17 protein-coding genes are annotated in these 19,383 nt (G+C 59.9%); all 17 read left to right on the top strand.

The annotated features are described in order from the left end of the window. Window positions 1–37: 37 nt before the first annotated feature. On the top strand, window positions 38–1,972 hold the full coding sequence (locus AB4N47_RS15730; protein WP_341638770.1) for a calcium-binding protein: 1,935 nt from the start codon (window positions 38–40) through the stop codon (window positions 1,970–1,972). Between the two features lie 379 nt (window positions 1,973–2,351). Beyond that, entirely contained in the window at window positions 2,352–3,125 is a 774-nt protein-coding gene (rfbF, locus tag AB4N47_RS15725; protein WP_039761130.1) for a glucose-1-phosphate cytidylyltransferase, read from the top strand. Next, a complete protein-coding gene (gene rfbG / locus AB4N47_RS15720) occupies window positions 3,107–4,189 on the top strand; it encodes a CDP-glucose 4,6-dehydratase (protein WP_341638771.1) in 1,083 nt (360 codons plus the stop codon). Before rfbF ends, rfbG begins: the two co-directional genes overlap by 19 nt. Beyond that, window positions 4,186–4,746 (top strand): dTDP-4-dehydrorhamnose 3,5-epimerase, encoded by a 561-nt coding sequence (rfbC, locus tag AB4N47_RS15715; protein WP_125917829.1) that lies wholly within the window; start codon window positions 4,186–4,188, stop codon window positions 4,744–4,746. The genes rfbG and rfbC overlap by 4 nt, the downstream gene beginning before the upstream one ends. Further along, entirely contained in the window at window positions 4,743–5,615 is an 873-nt protein-coding gene (locus tag AB4N47_RS15710; protein ID WP_341638772.1) for an NAD-dependent epimerase/dehydratase family protein, read from the top strand. Before rfbC ends, AB4N47_RS15710 begins: the two co-directional genes overlap by 4 nt. Next, the gene (locus tag AB4N47_RS15705) at window positions 5,605–6,675 is read left to right on the top strand and encodes a class I SAM-dependent methyltransferase (protein ID WP_341638773.1); all 1,071 of its coding nucleotides are present in this window, start codon (window positions 5,605–5,607) and stop codon (window positions 6,673–6,675) included. The genes AB4N47_RS15710 and AB4N47_RS15705 overlap by 11 nt, the downstream gene beginning before the upstream one ends. 17 nt (window positions 6,676–6,692) lie before the next feature. After that, window positions 6,693–7,430 carry a cephalosporin hydroxylase family protein gene (locus AB4N47_RS15700; RefSeq protein WP_039761138.1) on the top strand — a complete coding sequence of 246 codons (738 nt, stop codon included), beginning with the start codon at window positions 6,693–6,695 and terminating at the stop codon, window positions 7,428–7,430. Between the two features lie 54 nt (window positions 7,431–7,484). Next, window positions 7,485–10,400 (top strand): glycosyltransferase family 2 protein, encoded by a 2,916-nt coding sequence (locus AB4N47_RS15695; RefSeq protein ID WP_341638774.1) that lies wholly within the window; start codon window positions 7,485–7,487, stop codon window positions 10,398–10,400. A gap of 23 nt (window positions 10,401–10,423) precedes the next feature. Beyond that, entirely contained in the window at window positions 10,424–11,425 is a 1,002-nt protein-coding gene (pseB, locus tag AB4N47_RS15690; protein WP_341638775.1) for a UDP-N-acetylglucosamine 4,6-dehydratase (inverting), read from the top strand. Further along, complete coding sequence (gene pseC / locus AB4N47_RS15685; protein ID WP_341638776.1) at window positions 11,422–12,582, top strand: UDP-4-amino-4,6-dideoxy-N-acetyl-beta-L-altrosamine transaminase; 1,161 nt, start codon at window positions 11,422–11,424, stop codon at window positions 12,580–12,582. Before pseB ends, pseC begins: the two co-directional genes overlap by 4 nt. A 27-nt stretch (window positions 12,583–12,609) precedes the next feature. Beyond that, the gene (locus AB4N47_RS15680) at window positions 12,610–13,230 is read left to right on the top strand and encodes a pseudaminic acid biosynthesis-associated methylase (RefSeq protein WP_122611588.1); all 621 of its coding nucleotides are present in this window, start codon (window positions 12,610–12,612) and stop codon (window positions 13,228–13,230) included. Further along, the gene (pseF, locus tag AB4N47_RS15675; RefSeq protein ID WP_122611587.1) at window positions 13,227–13,922 is read left to right on the top strand and encodes a pseudaminic acid cytidylyltransferase; all 696 of its coding nucleotides are present in this window, start codon (window positions 13,227–13,229) and stop codon (window positions 13,920–13,922) included. The genes AB4N47_RS15680 and pseF overlap by 4 nt, the downstream gene beginning before the upstream one ends. Next, window positions 13,919–15,424 (top strand): UDP-2,4-diacetamido-2,4,6-trideoxy-beta-L-altropyranose hydrolase, encoded by a 1,506-nt coding sequence (gene pseG / locus AB4N47_RS15670; protein WP_341638777.1) that lies wholly within the window; start codon window positions 13,919–13,921, stop codon window positions 15,422–15,424. The genes pseF and pseG overlap by 4 nt, the downstream gene beginning before the upstream one ends. Continuing rightward, the gene (gene pseI, locus AB4N47_RS15665) at window positions 15,417–16,469 is read left to right on the top strand and encodes a pseudaminic acid synthase (RefSeq protein WP_341638778.1); all 1,053 of its coding nucleotides are present in this window, start codon (window positions 15,417–15,419) and stop codon (window positions 16,467–16,469) included. The genes pseG and pseI overlap by 8 nt, the downstream gene beginning before the upstream one ends. 227 nt (window positions 16,470–16,696) lie before the next feature. After that, the gene (locus tag AB4N47_RS15660) at window positions 16,697–17,623 is read left to right on the top strand and encodes a ketoacyl-ACP synthase III (protein ID WP_016771093.1); all 927 of its coding nucleotides are present in this window, start codon (window positions 16,697–16,699) and stop codon (window positions 17,621–17,623) included. Between the two features lie 87 nt (window positions 17,624–17,710). After that, window positions 17,711–19,000, top strand: coding sequence for a motility associated factor glycosyltransferase family protein (locus AB4N47_RS15655; RefSeq protein ID WP_341638779.1), 1,290 nt, complete (start codon window positions 17,711–17,713; stop codon window positions 18,998–19,000). Then, on the top strand, window positions 18,997–19,263 hold the full coding sequence (locus AB4N47_RS15650; protein WP_341638780.1) for a hypothetical protein: 267 nt from the start codon (window positions 18,997–18,999) through the stop codon (window positions 19,261–19,263). Before AB4N47_RS15655 ends, AB4N47_RS15650 begins: the two co-directional genes overlap by 4 nt. Window positions 19,264–19,383 lie beyond the last annotated feature (120 nt).

Genomic DNA, 19,383 nt, shown 5'->3' with positions numbered 1-19,383 from the left:
ACAGATCCGGTTTCAACAACCACGCAAGGAAGATGTAATGACAATTGTGAATGGAACGAGTGAAGCGGATGTCCTGCTGGGCACCGACAGCAATGACCAACTCTATGGACTGGAGGCGGATGATGTCCTGCTGGCAAGTACAGGATCGGATGAGCTTGATGGCGGGGACGGCTTCGACACCGCGAATTACTACGCAATAACCTCTGGAATCAACGTCGAACTGGCCGACGGTACAAGTACCGTCGCCGGCCCCGACGGCAAGCTCGATACGCTGGTGTCCGTTGAGAAGATCGTCGGGACGTTTTCCAACGATACGTTCACCAGTTCGGTAGCCGGCGTGACGCTGGAAGGCAGCAGCGGTGACGATGTCTACATCGTCAGCGCTGAAGACGTGACCATCATCGAGGAAGACTGGGGCGGCTACGACGAACTGCGCACCAGCCTCAACAGCATCAAGTTGGCCGGCTTCGTCGAGAAACTGACCTTCACGGGTACCGGTGATTTCAAGGCTTACGGCAGTGACACCGACAACGAGATCATCGCTGGTGCCGGTAATGACTGGCTGTGGGGTGGTGATGGTGCAGATCATTTCGTCGGAGGAGACGGTTACGACACCGTCAGCTACAGCGACAGCCTCGAAGGGGTACGAGTCGAAGACTTCACCAACCACGACGGCCTGACCATCGCTTATGGCGATATTTTTACCGGTATCGAAGCGCTTCAGGGCTCGGGCTTCGATGATGTGATTTATCGTCATAATGACTCGATGAGCATCGATGGTGCGCACGGCTACGACACTGTGAGTTACCGCTACGCCTTCGACGTGGCCAATGTCGTGATCGGCAATGGCAGCAACCTTGCAGGTGACACGCTGCTCAATGTGGAAGAGGTTATCGGTTCCTCCGGCGCCGATCGTTTTGTAGTCAACGCCAGTGGTGTGAAGGTGGCTGGTGGTATTGGTGATGACGTTTATACGATCAACAGCACCGGCGTGACTGTCGAAGAAGACGACAGCTTCATGGGTGGTACCGATCATGTGTACACCAGCCTGTCCGAGTTGAGGCTGAGTGCGTTCGTTGAGCGGTTGACCTATACCGGCAGCAGCGATTTCACCGGTTACGGCAATGACGGGGACAACACGATCGTTTCCGGTGCCGGGAACGATGTGCTGCTGGGCGGGGCGGGGGCCGATAACTTTGAAGGTGGTGCGGGCCTCGACATCGTCAGCTATGACGACAGCGCTGAAGGCTTGAGCGCCTCGCTGAAATGGGGCGCGCAGAGCGGTATCGCCTTTCATGACGTCTACATCGATATCGAAGGCCTGCGCGGCAGCCAGTTCAATGATGTTCTGGAAGGTGAGTGGGGCGACAACGTCCTTGAAGGCGGTGGTGGTGACGACCAGATTCAGGGTGGCGATGGCAACGATCACATCTACGGCGGTCTGGCGTCCGGTCTCGATGCAGCCGGGCAGTCCGACACCTTGTTCGGTGGCTCGGGCGATGACGTCATCATAGCTGCGCGCGATGGTCTGTTTACCTGGGTCAGTGGCGATGAAGGCAATGACAACATTACCCTCGGGCGAGGCGTGGCCCATGGTGGGCAGGGCAACGACGTGTTGATCTTCAGCGGCGCCGGCCCGTCGGGCCTGGGCGGCAGCGGGTTTGGCGAGCAGGGCGATGATACCTATGTGGTGGACACGTCGGCCTTGGTGACCATCAAGGATGAAGGGCTGGATGCCAACGACACGCTGATTCTGAACACGATCGCTGACGCCAGTCAGTTGAGCGTGACCCGTGTTGGCGATGACGTTTATCTGCACAGTGCCAATGATGGTAGCAGTGGCGTGCCGGACAACGGTGTGCGGCTGGTGGACTGGTATGCGGGGTTTGCGACCATCGAGCATGTTCAGACGGCCGATGGTCAGATGTATGAGCTGCCGGTGGGTGCTGACGGGTTTGCGCTGTTAGGGTAGTTTTTGCGCATCGTTGAAGTAAGGGATGGGTCTTTGGATTCATCCCTTTTTTGTTTTTGGCCTTGGCGGCCCTTGGGCTGACCAGGCTCTCGGGGGTTGGGTGAATATCCGTTTCTGCGGGTGTTGCTGTTGCTGTAAGAGTGAAACCGCCAGCGGCAGCACCCGCAATAACGGATAGGCCCCCAATCAAAATCCTCAGCCCGTTCCCCACCGCCTCGACTCTGAGCTGGCGCGTTTCCTGCAAGTCCCCCTCAAATCGCCATAAAACGAGCGCTTGCGGTCATTGCACTTGCGCCCGGAACGGCAAAAGGTGTCGCCGCAAGGCCCGCAACGCTCAACAAAGCCATGCGCAGCCCGGTGAAGAACAAGAGGGGAGACGATGAAGGCAGTAATTTTGGCGGGTGGCCTCGGCACGCGGATCAGTGAAGAGTCGCACCTCAAGCCCAAGCCGATGATCGAGATCGGCGGCAAGCCAATTCTCTGGCACATCATGAAGCAGTATTCCGCCCATGGAATCCACGACTTCGTCATCTGCCTGGGCTACAAGGGCTATGCGATCAAGGACTTCTTCGCCAACTATTTCCTGCACACCTCCGACGTCACCTTCAACATGCGCGAGAACCGCATGGAGGTGCACCAGAATTACAGCGAGCCGTGGAGCGTCACGCTGGTCGACACCGGCGAAGAAACCATGACCGGTGGCCGGCTCTTGCGCACTGCGCCTTATCTCAAGGACGAGAAAGCCTTTTGTTTTACCTACGGCGACGGCGTCTCGGATATCGATATCGGCGCTCTGATCCGTTTTCATGAAGCGCACGGCAAGCTCGCGACCGTTACGGCCGTGCAGCCTCCAGGCCGTTACGGTGCGTTACAACGCACAGGCCACCAAGTCATGGGCTTCACCGAGAAGCCGCGAGGTGACGGCGGCTGGATCAATGGCGGTTTTTTCGTCCTGTCACCGCAGGTGCTGCCTTACATCGCCGGCGATGCGACCAGCTGGGAAGCCGAGCCGTTGATGCAACTGGCTGAGTTGGAACAGCTGCATGCCTACGAACATTCCGGCTTTTGGCAGCCGATGGACACCCTGCGTGACAAGAACCATCTCGAAGCCCTGTGGCAGAGCGGGGAGGCCCCATGGAAGCAATGGGCCTGAGTGCGGAGTTCTGGCGTGGCAAGCGCGTTCTCGTCACCGGACATACCGGTTTCAAAGGCAGTTGGCTGACCCTGTGGCTGCAAAGCCTTGGTGCGCAAGTCAGCGGTTTTTCCCTGGACCCATCGACCGAACCGAGCCTGTTCGAACTGGCGCGCGTGCACGAAGGCATCAACGACCAGCGCGGCGATCTGCGTGACCTCGGCGCTTTGCTGGAAATCATTGCCGAGACCGAGCCTGAAATCGTCCTGCATCTGGCCGCCCAGCCATTGGTGCGCGAGGGCTATCGCGATCCGCTCGGCACCTATTCCAGCAATGTCATGGGTACGCTGAACCTGCTTGAAGCAATTCGTCAGGTCGGCGGCGTGCGCGCCTGTGTGCTGGTCACCACCGACAAGGTCTACGCCAACAAGGAATGGCTGTGGCCGTACCGCGAAGACGAAGCCCTTGGTGGACACGATCCTTACAGCAGCAGCAAGGCCTGCTGCGAATTGCTCGCGCAGTCCTATGCAGCGTCGTTCTTCCCGGCGGACAAACATGCCGAACACGGTCTGGCCCTGGCGACCGCACGCGCTGGCAATGTACTGGGCGGTGGTGATTTTGCGCCGGAGCGACTGATCCCCGACGTACTGAAAGCCTGGACCGCCGACGAGCCAGTGACCCTGCGTTACCCGCAAGCGGTGCGCCCGTGGCAGCACGCGCTGGAGCCGCTGGCCGGTTATCTGCAATTGGCTGCTGCGCTCTACGAGTACGGCCCGGAATACGCCGGTGCGTGGAACTTCGGTCCCGGGGAGGCCGACATGTGCAGCGTCGGTGAAGTGGTCGAACTGCTCGCCAACCGTTGGCCGCGGGCCCGCGGTCTGCGCATCGAACCGAGTGAGCTGCACGAAGCCGGTCTGCTGCGTCTGGACAGCAGCCGCGCGCGGCAGGTGCTTGGATGGAAGCCGCGCTGGACGCTGGAACAATGCCTGAAGCACACCCTTGGCTGGCATCTGGCGTGGCAACACGGCGATGACATGCGCGCGGTTACCTTGAACCAATTGAATTTGTACAGAGAGCGTTCATGAGCGATTACACCCTGCAGAAAACGCCATTGGAGGGCCTGTACCTCATTCAGCAGAAAGTCTTCTGCGATGAGCGCGGGCGGTTCGCCCGGCTGTTCTGCCAGAGTCGTCTGACCGTCCAGGGGCGTCCTTTTGCGATCCGCCAGATCAATCATTCGCGCACGGTCGGCCAAGGTAGCGTACGCGGTCTGCATTTTCAGAAAGCCGGCTATGCCGAATCCAAGCTGATCACTTGTGTGCGCGGCGCGGTCTGGGATGTGGCGGTCGACCTGCGGCCGCAATCGCCAACGTATTTGCAGTGGCATGCGCAAGAACTGCGCGCCGATGATGGCCTCAGTTTTTTGATTCCTGCCGGTTTTGCCCACGGCTTCCAGTCACTGACCGATGAATCGGAAGTGCTGTACCTCACCGATGCCGATTACGCACCGGAGCATGAAGCGGGTTTGTCGGCCCTTGATCCGGCACTGGCGATCTCATGGCCGCTGCCCGTCAAGAATTTGTCAGCCAAGGATTCCAGGCATCCGCTGCTCGACAAACAGTTTCAGGGAGTCGAGCTTTGACGGCGACCACCTCCACTGTGCTGGTCACTGGCGCCACCGGCTTCGTCGGTCGCCACTTGGTCAGCGCTTTGCTTTCCAAAGGCTTCAAAGTGCGTGCGGTTGCGCGCACCCTCGACTCGGCTCGCAGTTTGCCGTGGTTCGCGCAGGTGGAATTTGTCGCCGCCGATCTGCATGCGCCAGACCTTGATGTCGAGCGCTTGGTTGATGGCATGGATGTCGTCGCGCATCTGGCCTGGAGCGGCTTGCCTAACTATCAGGCGCTGTTTCATTTTGAACGCAACCTGCCGGCGGATTACGCGTTTCTCAAGCGTGCGGTCGTGGCAGGGGTGAGCCATGTGCTGATCACCGGGACTTGCTTTGAATACGGCTTGCAAAGCGGCCGGTTGGCCGAGTCGGTCTTGCCCCAGCCTTGCACGCCTTACGGTCTGGCCAAGCACACCTTGCGCCTGTTCCTTGAAGCATTGCAGCGCGAGCAGTCGTTCACCCTGCAATGGGCGCGGTTGTTTTACCTTTATGGCGAAGGGCAGAACAGCAACAGCCTGCTGGCCAGCCTCGACCGCGCCATCGATGGTGGTGAGGCGCAGTTCAATATGTCGATGGGCGACCAGCTGCGTGATTATCTGCAGATTACCGAGGCGGCCACGCAATTGGCTTCGCTGATCGGCCGGCCTGATGTCGACGGCGTCACCAACTGCTGCAGCGGCCAGCCGATTTCCGTACGCGCGCTGGTTGAACAGCGTGTCCGCGAACGCCAGTCGACGATCAAGTTGAATCTGGGCCATTACGGTTATTCCGCCCATGAGCCCATGGCGTTCTGGGGTGATGCTCAGCGAATCTCGCAACTGAAGGGGCAAGAACATGCTGCATGAGCTTTATCGCGCGACCGGACTGCCTGTATTGCAGAACCGCACGTTTGCCAGCGCCGAAGAGGCGCGGGCCTCAGGGGCGGCAGACATTGTTCTGGTACAGGACAGCCACAGCGGATTGATCTTCAACCAGGCCTTCGATGCCGACAAGCTGAGCTATGACGCCGACTATCAGAACGAACAGGCGCACTCGGTGCAGTTTCAGGCGCACCTCAATGCCGTCGAAGCGATCCTCGCCCGGCACTTCAAGGGCCAGACCCTGATTGAGGTCGGCTGCGGCAAGGGTTATTTCCTTGAGATGCTGCGGGGCAAAGGTTACGCCATTACCGGGATCGACCCTTCGTATGAAGGTGGCAATCCTGACGTGATCAAGGCACCGTTCACCCGCGAGCTGGGGTTGGCGGCGGATGCGATTGTGTTGCGTCATGTGCTGGAACACATCAGCGATCCGTTGGCATTTCTCGCGCAAATGGCTGCAGCCAATCAGGGCGGGCAGATTTATATCGAAGTGCCGTGCTTTGACTGGATCGTCGAGCACAATGCCTGGTTCGACGTGTTCTATGAGCACGTCAATTACTTCCGTCTCGCCGACTTGGGCGCAATGTTCGGCACCGTGCTCGAGGCCGGGCATCTGTTCGGTGGCCAATATCTGTACATCGTTGCCGATCTCTCGACGCTGCAACGGGCGCCGGTCGAGACGCCGTCGTTGCTGACGCTGTCGACCACCTTCACCGCCAGTCTTGATCGCGCGGTGCAGATCATTCAATCCGCGCCCGCACAGGGCTCGGCCATTTGGGGCGCTTCGTCCAAGGGCGTGATTTATTCATTGGCCTTGCAGCGCGCCGGTGTGGCGGTAGATCGCGTCGTCGACATCAACCCGGCCAAGCAGGGCCGTTACCTGCCCCTCAGTGGCGTGCGGGTGTCCTCGCCGCAAGAGGCCATGGATGCGCTGCCTGCAGGCGCCCACCTGTTTGTGATGAATTCCAACTACCTCGAAGAAATCAAGCGGATGACTGGCGCACGCTATGTCTATCACGCCGTCGACAGCGCTTCGTTTCAGTGACCCTTGAGATTATTAAGATGACCGAAAACAACATCCACAAAGCCTTCGAAGCCGAATGCCAACAAGAGATCGCGCGCCAGGGTGATGACCAGAAAGTGGTAGCACTGGCCCGGGATTTCTTCAACGAATCGGCCCGCCATAAATACAGCTACCACTTCTCGTGGATGGGCCGTCCGATCATCCAGTTGCCGCAAGACATGATGGCCATGCAAGAGATCATCTGGCAGGTCAAACCGGACCTGGTGATCGAATGCGGCATCGCTCACGGCGGTTCGATCATCTATTACGCCTCGCTGTTGGAGCTGCAGGGCCACGGCGAAGTGCTGGGCATCGACCTCGACATTCGCCCGCACAACCGTGAGGCCATCGAAAGCCACCCGATGGCCAAGCGCATCCAGATGATCGAAGGTTCGAGTATCGATGAGGCGACCGCGCAGAAAGTCCGCGCGATTGCCGAGGGCAAGAAAGTGATTCTGGTCCTCGATTCCAACCATACCCACGATCACGTACTCGAGGAGCTGCGCTTGTACGCGCCGCTGGTTTCGGTGGGCAGCTACTGCGTGGTGATGGACACCGTGGTTGAAGACATGCCGGCGGACTTTTTTCCGGATCGCCCGTGGGGTCATGGCGATAACCCGAAAACCGCCGTGTGGAAATACCTGGAAGAGAACAAGGATTTCGAGATCGATCGGCAGATGCAGAACAAACTGCTGATCACCGTGGCGCCGGACGGTTATCTGCGCCGCGTTCGTTAATTCGCAACATTACCCAGCGTTGTTTCGGCGAGTCGCCGGTTGTGGAGAGAAGTTATGCAAGGCAAGTACAGTTCTGAACTGACGCTACCGCTCAACGAGTTGTTGACGGTGGTGCTGATTACTCACAATCGGCCGGCGTTCCTGCGCCGTGCGGTGAAGTATTACAGCAGCTTGCCCTGCCGAATCATGGTGCTGGATTCCACGCCGGAACGTCCGGAAGGCGATTTCTCCGCCGTCGATTATCATCATGTACCGCAATTTGCCTACTGGGGGATGCAGGCCAAACTGGCCTATGGCGTCGAGCAACTGAGCACGCCATACATGGTGCTGGCGGCGGATGACGATTTCATCGTGTTCGATTCGCTCTGCGAGTCTGTCGGCTTTCTTCAGGCCAATCGTGACTATGGCATGTGCCACGGCTATTGCCTGATGTACTTGGCGAAGGCCGATGGCGTGAACTACTACCGCCGCGACAAGAAGGTTCAGGAAGACTATTCGTCCGAGCGGGCGCAGGATCGCGTCATTGACTACATGAGTCAGTACATCCCGCCGTTCTACGCGGTGACCCGTACCGACCTGATGAAAATCTGGCACTCGTCATTGCCGCCGGGGACCAATTTCCAATGGCAGGAAATCGGGCACGTGTATTTCCTGCTGGCGAGCGCCAAGGCACGGATCCTGCCGATTCCCTATGTGGTACGCGAGATCAACTACGGCGTTTCCGAACACAATACCGACGTGTATCACTCGCTGACCTATGTTGATGGCAAGTCGGTCGCCGAACGAGAGGCGTTTGCCGAATTCCTCGTCTCGCTGCCGACCGGTATCCAGAACCTCGATGCAGGGCAGGCCAAGGCATTTGTTCTGGAGAGCTTTGCGGCGATGGCCGAGAGCCTGGCGGTCCGCCGGGCGCTGACTGCCGAGTTGATTTTCGAGTCGACCTGGAATCAGCAATTGCGGCGGCCTGATCGGCGCTTCGGCCCACTGCAGTACGTTGAGATGCCGTTCTACAACCAGGCGTTTTTCGATCTTCTGGAACAGTTTGAATTCATGATGCACACCCTGCCGGCGGGTCGCCTCCAGTTGGAGGGGCTGGAAGGCACATGGACGCGTCAGGCGCATCTGCTCCAGGCGCGCAATAACGATACGCCGGAGAGCGTGGTCGACCGGTTGTGGCAGGCGCATGATCTGAATGCGTTCAACCAGGTGGTTACCAAGCGTCTGGCCGCGCAGCTGCAAGTGCTCGGTGACGAGACGGCGGCGCAAGCCATGCATGAATGGGTCGCCCGCCTCGAGGCGCTGACGGTCGACGATCATCAGGTCACGTTCGACAAGATGCAATCGGGACGTTTGTTGAATTGGCTGGCTGCACGTGCGCCTGCCATCGAGCAGCTCGAGTCGATCAGCCAACACGTGGCTGCCGAAGGTGGTGGTCAGCAGTTCGGTATCTTCCTGCTTGATCTGGACAACGACATCGACAAGTTGCAGGTGTCGCTCGACAGCCTGGTCGAGGGGCACTGCAAAGCGTTCAGGATTGTCGTGTTCACCACTGGTGAAGCGCCGGCAGCGACCACTGCGCAGAACACCCTGCACTTTGTCCGTGTCACGCCCGGCAATCTCGTCGACAAACTCAACCAGAGCGCTCAGCAGTCGCCAAGCGACTGGTTGATGTTGGCTCAGGCCGGTGATGAGTTCACCGCTAGCGGCCTGTTGCGCGCCAGCCTTGAACTGATGGGTGCCGAGAGTGTGCGTGCGGTCGCCACCGATGAGATCCAGCGCAAGGAAAACGGCGCACTGGTCGACGTATTCCGCCCCGGTTTCAACCTGGATCTGCTGCAAAGCGTGCCGTCGCTGATGGCGCGGCATTGGTTGATCCGTCGCCAGGTGCTGCTTGACGCCGGCGGTTATCAGGCCGACTTCAGCAAGGCGCTGGAATTCGATCTGTTGCTGCGCATCATCGAACAGGGCGGACTCGACGGTCTCGCGCATCTCGACGAGCCGCTGCTGATCACCGAGCAGGCGCCTCTGGAAGAAAACGCCCACGAGCGTCAGGCGTTGCTGCGTCACTTGGGCAATCGCGGCTACAAGGCCAAAATCACTTCGGCGGCGCCAGGCACCTGGCAGATCGATTATCGCCACACTGAGCAGCCACTGGTTTCGATCATTGTGCCGGTCATCGATGATTTGCCGGCACTGCGCCGCTGCCTGGAGGGCGTGCTGCTCAAAACCCGTTACAGCCGCTACGAAGTGCTGCTGGCAGCCAACGGCAAGCAGTCGGCAGCGGTCAACGATTGGCTGGGAACGCTGCGCCACGCCAAGGTCAACGTGTTGCGTGCCGACCAGCCGCTGAGCGAAGTCGCCTTGTTCAACGCCGCCAGCGAACAGGCGCAGGGCGAATACCTGGTGCTGCTGGCCGCGGACAGCGAAGTGGTCAACCCGAACTGGATCGATTCGCTGCTCAACCATGCCCAGCGTCCTGAAGTCGGCATTGTCGGCGTCAAACTCGTCGATCGCGATGGCAAAGTCGCCAATGCCGGTCTGATTCTTGGTCTGAACGAAGGCGTGGGTTCGCCTTTCATCGGCGAGAAACACAAGGCCGAGGGCTACATGCAGCGGCTGGTTGTCGAGCAGAATTATTCGGCCGTCTCCAGGGTATGCCTGATGGTTGGCAAAGAGCTGTTCAATGCCCTTGGCGGCCTCGACGAAGCGACCTTCGCTGACGGCTATGCCGATGTCGATCTGTGCCTGAAGGCCGGTCAGGCCGGTTACCTCACCGTCTGGACGCCACTGGTGCAGGTGCTGCACACCGGCGAGCTGCCACAGGCGCCAGCGGCATTGGCGGCATTGCGTGAAAAATGGCCCGACGCCTTTGCCCAGGATCCGGCGTACAACGCCAACCTGGCCTTGAGTGGTAAAGGTTTCACTCTGGGCGAAAACGCCTCGATCAATTGGGCGCAATTGCTCGCCTGAGCAGGCCGGACAGGAACCACAACATGTTCAACGGACAATCGATTTTCATCTCTGGCGGCACCGGCTCGTTCGGTCGCAACTTCATTCGCCGCTTGCTGGAGCAATACCAGCCCAAGCGCGTGGTGGTGTTCTCCCGCGACGAGCTCAAGCAATACGAAATGCAGCAGACGTTCAATGCACCGTGCATGCGTTATTTCATCGGCGACGTGCGTGACGCCGAGCGCTTGCGTCAGGCGATGCGCGGCATCGATTACGTCGTGCATGCCGCCGCGCTCAAACAGGTACCGGCGGCGGAATACAACCCGACCGAATGCATCCGCACCAACGTCAACGGCGCGGAAAACATCATCGCCGCTGCGATCGATAACGGCGTGAAAAAAGTCGTCGCGCTGTCCACCGACAAGGCGGCCAGCCCGATCAATCTGTACGGCGCGACCAAGTTGCTCTCGGACAAATTGTTCGTCGCCGCCAACAACATTGCCGGCGAGCAGCAGACCCGTTTCGCCGTGGTGCGCTACGGCAACGTCGCCGGTTCGCGCGGCTCTGTAGTGCCGTTTTTCAGCAAGCTGATTGCTGACGGCGCGCAAGAATTGCCGATCACCGACGAGCGCATGACGCGGTTCTGGATCACCCTCGACCACGGCGTGCAGTTCGTCCTCGACAGCTTCGCGCGCATGCACGGCGGTGAAGTGTTCGTGCCGAAGATCCCGTCGATCCGCATCGTCGATCTGGCGCGCGGCATGGCTGAACATCTGCCGCACAAGAACGTCGGCATTCGTCCCGGCGAGAAGCTGCATGAGCTGATGGTGCCGCTGGACGATGCGCGCATGACCCTTGAGTTTGAAGACCATTACACGATTCAGCCGTCGATTCGTTTTACCAGCGTCGACGTCGATTTCGCCGTCGATAAACTCGGTGAACGTGGCCGTGTCGTGGGCGAGGATTTCGAGTATCGCTCGGACACCAACCCGCATTTCCTTTCGGTGGGGCAGATCGCCGATCTGCACGCGAAGCTGTCGGTATGATCCCTTACGGTCGGCAGAGCCTTGATCAGGCGGACATCGACGCGGTGGTCGAAGTCCTGCAATCGGACTGGCTAACCCAGGGGCCGACCATTGAACACTTCGAGCAGGCCATGGCCGAGCGCTGTCAGGCCGATTTCGGCGTGGCGGTGTGCAATGCCACGGCGGCGCTGCACATTGCTTGTCTGGCCGCTGACCTGGGGCCGGGCGATCGCTTGTGGACCTCGCCGAATACGTTTCTGGCTTCGGCCAATTGCGGGCGCTATTGCGGCGCCGAGGTTGATTTCGTCGACATCGATCCGCTGACCTGGAACCTCGACGCGGTGGTTCTCGCTGCGAAGCTGGAACAGGCCGAGCGCGACGGCACGTTGCCCAAAGTCCTCGTCGCCGTCGCGTTCTCCGGGCAGAGCTGCGATATGCGGCGCATCGCCGAACTGGCGGAGCGCTACCATTTCACCGTGATCGAAGACGCCTCCCACGCAGTGGGCGCGAGCTACGCCGGCCGCCCGGTCGGTTGCGGCGAATTTGCGGCAATGACGGTGTTCAGTTTTCACCCGGTGAAAATCATCACCAGCGCCGAAGGCGGCATGGTCCTGACCAATCGCCCGGTGCTGGCCGAACGTCTGCGACGCCTGCGCAGCCATGGCATGACCCGCGAAGCCGAGCACATGACCGAGCCCAGCCACGGACCGTGGTATTACCAGCAGATCGAGCTGGGTTTCAACTACCGGATCACCGATCTGCAGGCAGCGCTGGGTCTGTCGCAATTGCGCAAGCTGGATGAGTTTGTCGCGCGTCGCCGGGAATTGGCGGCGCGCTATGATCGCTTGCTGGCGTATTTGCCGGTGACGTTGCCGAGCCCGCAGGAAGAGGCGGAGTCGGCCTGGCACTTGTATGTGATTCGCTTGCAGACCGAGCGCATCAGCCTCAGTCATCGTCAGGTGTTTGAAGGTTTGCGCGCAGCCGGTATCGGCGTGAATCTGCACTACATTCCCGTGCATTTGCAGCCTTACTATCGGGATCTGGGGTTTGCCGAGGGTGATTTCCCCGAGGCCGAGCGCTATTACGCCGAGGCGATCAGCCTGCCGCTGTTCCCCTTGCTGACTGATGAGCAGCAGGATCATGTAGTCGAGCAACTGCGCCGACTGACCGAACGATGACCGCTGCGGCGGTAGACGAGACTGTGTATGCGCGATCTGAGCGAGCAGGAAAGATTCTGGCAGGGTGAGTTCGGCAACCATTACGTTGAGCGCAATGTCGGCCAAGCGCTGGTGGCGGGCAATCTAGGTTTTTTCGCCAAAGCGCTGAGCCGCGCGGGTCGCGTCGACAGTCTGCTGGAGCTGGGTACCAACGCCGGCAACAATTTGCAGGCATTGCGTCAGTTATTGCCGCGTTGCGAACTGTTCGGTGTCGAGATCAACGAAAGCGCGTGCGCGCAGGCGCAGGCGCTGGACATCGCGCAAATCTGGCACGGCTCGTTGTTCGATTTTCCTGTCGAGCGCCGCTACGATCTGACACTGAGCAAAGGCGTGCTGATCCATCTGGCTCCCGAGCTGTTGCCGCGCGCCTATGCGCAGATGTACGAGCTGAGCCAGCGCTACATCCTGATCGCCGAGTACTACAATCCGGCACCGATGGAAATCGCTTACCGCGGTAACAGCGGCAAGCTGTTCAAGCGCGATTTTGCCGGGGAAATGCTTGATCGCTATGCCGATTTGCAACTGCTCGACTATGGCTTCGTCTATCACCGTGATCGGCAATTTCCGGCCGATGACATCACCTGGTTCCTGTTGGAAAAACGCCCTTGAGCAACGTCGCAATCATCCCTGCCCGTGGCGGCAGCAAGCGTATCCCGCGCAAGAATCTCTTGCCGTTCGTGGGCGTGCCGATGATTGTCCGCTCGATCCGCACAGCGCTGGAATCAGGTTTGTTCGAGCAGGTCGTGGTCAGCACCGACGATGCCGAAATTGCCGACATCGCGAGGGCGCACGGTGCGCAGGTACCGTTCATGCGCCCGGCGGAACTTGCCGATGATTTCACCGGCACTGCGGCGGTCATCGTGCACGCACTGCAGCAGTTGCCGTCCTTCGATTTCGCTTGCTGCATTTACGCCACTGCGCCGCTGTTGCAGGCACGTTATCTGCGTCAGGGTTTGGAGTTGCTGGAGCAGCATCCGCATCGATCATTTGCATTCTCGGTTTGCGATTTCGCGTTTCCGGTACAGCGTGCACTGACAGTCGACGGGGACGGCGCCTTGACGGCGTTGTATCCCGAGTTTCGCAATACTCGTTCGCAGGACTTGCCCGAGGCGTTTCAGGATGCCGGGCAGTTTTACTGGGGCCGCAGCGCGGCGTGGTTGCGCGGTGATGTGCTGTATTCGCCAGCCAGCCTGCCGGTGATTCTGCCGCGATATCTGGTCCAGGATATCGACACCCCCGAAGACTGGCAGCGCGCCGAATACCTTTACGCGGCGCTCAAGGCCGGCGGAGAGCTGCGATGAGGGTGCTGATCCGCGCCGACGCTTCGCCGACCATTGGCAGCGGCCACATTGCCCGCTGCCTGACCCTGGCGCGGATGCTGCGCGGGCAGGGCAGTCATGTCGCATTTGCCTGTCGGCGTTTGCCCGGGCATCGACTGGATGCCCTGAATGCCGACGGCTTCGAGACCTTCGCGCTGCCCGAGCGCTATCGTGATGAAGACCCGCTGCAGGCCATCGAATCGCTGTTGCCGTGGCAGTTCGACATTGATGCACTGGGCCTGCTGCTGGACGGGAAGGCACCGTTCGACTGGATCATCGTCGACCATTACGGACTCGATCATCACTGGCAAACCGCTGCCCGGCGCTGGTCGCACCGAATCGCCGCCGTGGATGATCTGGCCACGCGGCGCTACAGCGTCGATCTGCTGCTCAATCAGAACCTGTCCGGTCTTAGCGAAAACTACGCGCCGCTGCTGCCGCCAGGCTGTCGCACCTTGCTCGGCCCGCGCTACGCCATGCTGCGCGAAGAATTCAACTGCGATGCCATCGAGATCAAACCGCAGGCGCGCCGGGTGCTGGTGAATTTCGGCGGTTTCGACGCGGCGAGGCAGACTCACCACGCGATGCTGGCGCTGGCTGATTTCACTGAGTTGCAGGTGGATTTCGTCGCCGGTGCCGACAACCCGGCGTGGACGCAGATGCAAGCGTTGGCCGAGAAGCGACCGAACTGGCGCCTGCACAGTTTCGTCAGCGATTTCCATCAGCGCATGACTGAGGCCGACCTGTTTATCGGCGCTGGCGGTGGCACCAGTTGGGAGCGCGCGGCGCTGGGTTTGCCGACGATCTGCATCGCCGTGGCGAATAATCAGCAGGCCAACGGCGAAGTCATGGCCGCTGCCGGTGCGCATGTGTTCATGGGCGCTCGCGAGCAGGTCAGCGTCGAGCAGTTGCGTGATGCGGTCGGCTTCGTCGTGAACAATCATTTTTTGCGCCGCAGCCTCGCCGAGCGCTCGCGGCAACTGGTCGACGGGCGCGGTGCCGCACGCGTCGCGGCGGCGCTGGCCGGTGCGGTGCTGAAACTGCGCCCGGCGACGCTGGACGATGCGCAGTTGCTGTTCGATGGGCGCAATGCTGAAGCGGTACGGCGCTGGTCGCTGGAAACCGGTGTGATCGATTGGACTCAGCATCTGAACTGGCTGACAGCGACCCTGCGCAATCCGCAACGGTTGCTGTTGATCGCCGAGGCGGACGACGGCCCGGTCGGGGTGCTGCGTTACGACTTGCGCGGGTTCGAAGCCGAAGTGTCGATCTATCTGCTGGAAGGGCGTTTCGGCCTCGGTTGGGGCAGGGCAGTGCTCAGCCGTGGCGAAGCGTTTGTCGCTGCGCACTGGCCGCAATTGACACGCATCACTGCCCGGGTCATGCCCGCCAATCAGTCTTCATTGAAAGTCTTTCGCGACGCCGGGTTCACTCAAGAGACCTGCGCGTTCAGCCGTGTTTTGAAGGATCACCCGCATGTCTAGTTTCAAGATTGGCCAGCACACCATCGGTGCCGATGCGCCGCCGTTCATCATTGCCGAAATGAGCGGCAACCATAACCAGTCTCTCGACGTCGCTCTGCAAATCGTCGAGGCGGCGGCGAAGGCCGGGGCGCATGCCTTGAAGCTGCAAACCTACACCGCCGAAACCATGACCCTGGATTTGGCTGAAGGCGAATTCTTCATCAAGGATCCGGGCAGTCTGTGGGCCGGCACGTCGCTCTACGATCTCTACGAAAAAGCCCACACACCGTGGGAGTGGCACGCGCCGATTTTTGCTCGGGCCAAGGAGTTGGGGATGCTCGCGTTCTCGACACCGTTCGATGACAGCGCGGTGGATTTTCTCGAAGGCCTCGAGGTGCCGGCGTACAAGATCGCCAGTTTTGAAAACACCGATCTGCCGTTGATCCGTCGAGTGGCAGCGACCGGCAAACCACTGATCATCTCCACCGGCATGGCGAGTATTGCTGAGCTGGATGAAACCGTGCGTGCCGCCCGCGAGGCCGGGTGCAAGAATCTGGTGTTGCTCAAGTGCACCAGCACCTATCCGGCCACGCCCCTCAACAGCAATGTGCGCACGATCCCGCATCTGCGCGAGCTGTTTGGTTGCGAGGTGGGGCTGTCAGATCATTCGATGGGCGTTGGCGTGTCGGTGGCCGCAGTGGCGCTGGGAGCGACGGTGGTGGAGAAACACTTCACCCTCGACCGTTCCGCCGGTGGCGTGGACGCGAGTTTCTCCCTGCAGCCTGCGGAGCTGGCCAGTCTGGTCGTCGAAACCGAGCGTGCCTGGCAGGCCATGGGGCATGTTCAGTACGGTCCGACCGCGGCCGAGCGCAAGTCGCTGGTCTATCGCCGCTCGCTGTATGTCACCGCTGACATGGCCGCCGGTGAAGCCTTTACTGGCGACAATCTGCGCGCCATTCGCCCCGGTCTCGGTCTGCCGCCCAAGCACACCGAAGCCGTCCTCGGACGCCGTGCGCGCACCGCGATCAAGCGCGGTACGCCGCTGGACTGGTCGCTGGTCGAATAGGCCAATCTGCCATCGATTCGGCAAAATAGCGTGACCTGCGAGTCATAACGCGCATCTTCACTGTATTGTATTGACCGGGGAGATGGCGCCTGGCCCGTTTTGCGGTTCCAGTGATAGCCCTTTGCGCTTCCCGTGGCTGCCCATTGTGGCGGCCGTTTTCTGTTTGTCGGCGCCCCTCGAATCCTTGCGAGCGGTGGTTTTGGGCTGTTTTTTATTGGGAAGCCGTAATGATTGGCATAAAAAGCATTGCGAGCTACGTTCCTGTAGCCGGCGTGGACAATTACGCACAAGGTGCAAAATTCGAAAAGGATGAAGAGTTCATCCTTGGCAAGATCGGTTCGGCGTTCCTGCCGCGCAAAGACGCTGAGCAGGAAACTTCCGACCTGTGCGTGGAAGCGGCCAATGCGCTGTTTGCCAGCAATCCTGAACTGAAGCGTGAATCGATCGACGCCTTGATTGTCGTCACTCAGAACGGTGACGAAGAAGGCCTGCCGCACACAGCAGCAATCGTCCAGGACAAACTCGGCCTGCCGACCAATGTCGCAGCGTTCGATATCTCTTTGGGCTGCTCCGGTTACGTCTACGGCATCTACGCGATCAAGGGCTTCATGGAAGCCGCCGGCCTGAAGAACGGCCTGCTGATCACCGCTGACCCGTATTCGAAAATCGTTGACCCGGAAGACCGCAACACCACCATGCTGTTTGGCGATGCCGCCACCGCTACGTGGATGGGCGAAAACCCGACCTGGGCGCTGGGCAAGGCCAAGTTCGGCACCGACGGTTCCGGCGCACCGCACTTGAAAGTCAGCAACGGCGTGTTCTTCATGAACGGTCGTCAGGTCTTCAACTTCGCTCTGCTGAAAGTCCCGGCGCACTTGCACGAGTTGCTCGACGATTCCAATCTCAAGGCCGATGACATCGACGCATTCTGCATTCACCAGGGCAGCGCGGCGATTGTCGACGCCGTGGCGCGACGCTTCGAAGGCGAGCCGGAGAAGTTCATCAAGGACATGGTCGAGACCGGTAACACCGTGTCGTCGAGCATTCCGCTGCTGCTGGAAAAACACGTGCTTGATTCCGACTGGCAGCGCGTTGCACTGAGCGGTTTTGGCGTGGGCCTGTCATGGGGCTCGGCGATCATTTATCGCCCGTAAGCCCGAGCAAAAAGCACTGATACAAAAATAGCGTTCAAGGTTAACCTTGAACGCTATTTTTTTGCCCGAGAAGGAGCGCGAGGCGCCATGAGCGAGTTTTTCCAAGCCAATGCCGAGGTATTGCAACGGCGCTGGCCGGCGCTGTTCGAGCGATTGATGGCTGAAGACAGCGCGTCCGTACAGGCCGAACTCGTGCAAGGGCTGGGCTCGACGCTGAGCGTTGACGGCATTCAGTTGACCAGTCGCCATGATCGTCTGCATGAGGCGCAGGTTCAGGCGGCAAGCCTGCCGGCAAAACCGCATCTGCATGTCTATGGCACCGGCCTGGGCGATTTGCCCGGCGTGCTGCTCGATCGCGCAGACCTGGAAAAACTGTACGTGCACATCCTCAACGGCGCGCTGTTCGCGCTGGTACTGCAACTGCTTGATCAGCGCCAATGGTTGGAGGATCCTCGGGTCGAGCTGTTATACGCCGGTGATCATCCTGACTTCTTCACGCCATTCTTTGCCTTGCCAGCCGAGATGCTGCTGGCCGATGACTTCAACGCGAAGATCCGCGACCGGCTGATCAATGAAGTGCACCTGACATTCAACAATCGCGATTTCGATCCGCAGTCACCGGAAATCCGGCAGCGCTTGCAGGAATGTCTGCCGGTGTTGCTTGGCGATGACGATGTCGCGCAGCTGTTCGGCAGTTGCGCTGGACGTGAAATCTACGTGATCGCCACCGGGCCGACACTGGAGCAGCATTTCGAACGTCTGGCGGCGATTCGTCAGCTTGCTGAGCGGCCATTGTTCATCTGTGTTGATACCGCTTATCGACCGTTGCGCGAACATGGCATCGTGCCTGATCTGGTGGTGAGCATCGATCAGCGCATCGGCTTTCGGCATCTGCCCTTCGAGACGTCTGACGGCATTACCCTGGTGTACCTGCCGATGAGCGACCCGCAGGTATTGAAGGCATGGAAGGGCAAGCGCTATGGCGGCTATTCGGCCAGCCCGATCTACAGCGACCTGCGAGAACAGTATCCACGCGGTGAGCTGCACGTCGGCGGCAGCGTGATCCATCCGGCGGTGGATCTCGCGGTGAAGATGGGATCCGAGCGAATCACTCTGTTTGGCGCTGACTTCGCTTTCCCGATGAACAAGACCCACGCCGGTTGGGGCGACGGCGATCTGGGCCCGCCGCTGGCCCAGGCGCGGCACTGGGTGCGCGATGGCCACGGTCAGCGCGTCAGCACTCAGCTGAATTTTCGCGGTTATCTGTGTGTGCTTGAGCGTTATATCGCCGCGCATCCGCAGGTCGAATTTCTCAACAGCAGCCGCGCCGGTGCATTGATTGCCGGGACCGCTTTCAATCCGGAGCTCGTGCAATGAGTGCGCTGAGTCAGTGTCAGGATCAGTGTCGTCAGTGTGCCGCGTTGTTTCGCCTTGGGCGTGACGTTGAGGCGGCACTGACGATGGTCGATATATTCGAACAGGCCCAGCAATGTCTGGCGTCTGCCTCAGTGGATATCCAGCAGGCGTGGGCACAGGTGCTCACGCAAATGCTCGACTGTCAGGAGCGCCAGGACTGGTTGGGCCTGGCTGACTATATGGAATACGAACTGGTCGAATTGCTGGAAAGTGCCAGGCGCTGAACCGCTGCGCAGCGCTGGCCCGCGGCTTTGGGTTACAGGCGGTTTTATGACGTCATTTTTTCGCGCTGGATGTGCTGCTAAGTCTTTGTTTTCTCGGGGGTGGCGTGGTGATGGCAAAAT

The organism is Pseudomonas sp. S3_G06 (genome assembly GCF_054667565.1).
Note: the sequence above shows the minus strand (reverse complement) of the source record. Positions and strands in the feature narration are given on the sequence as shown.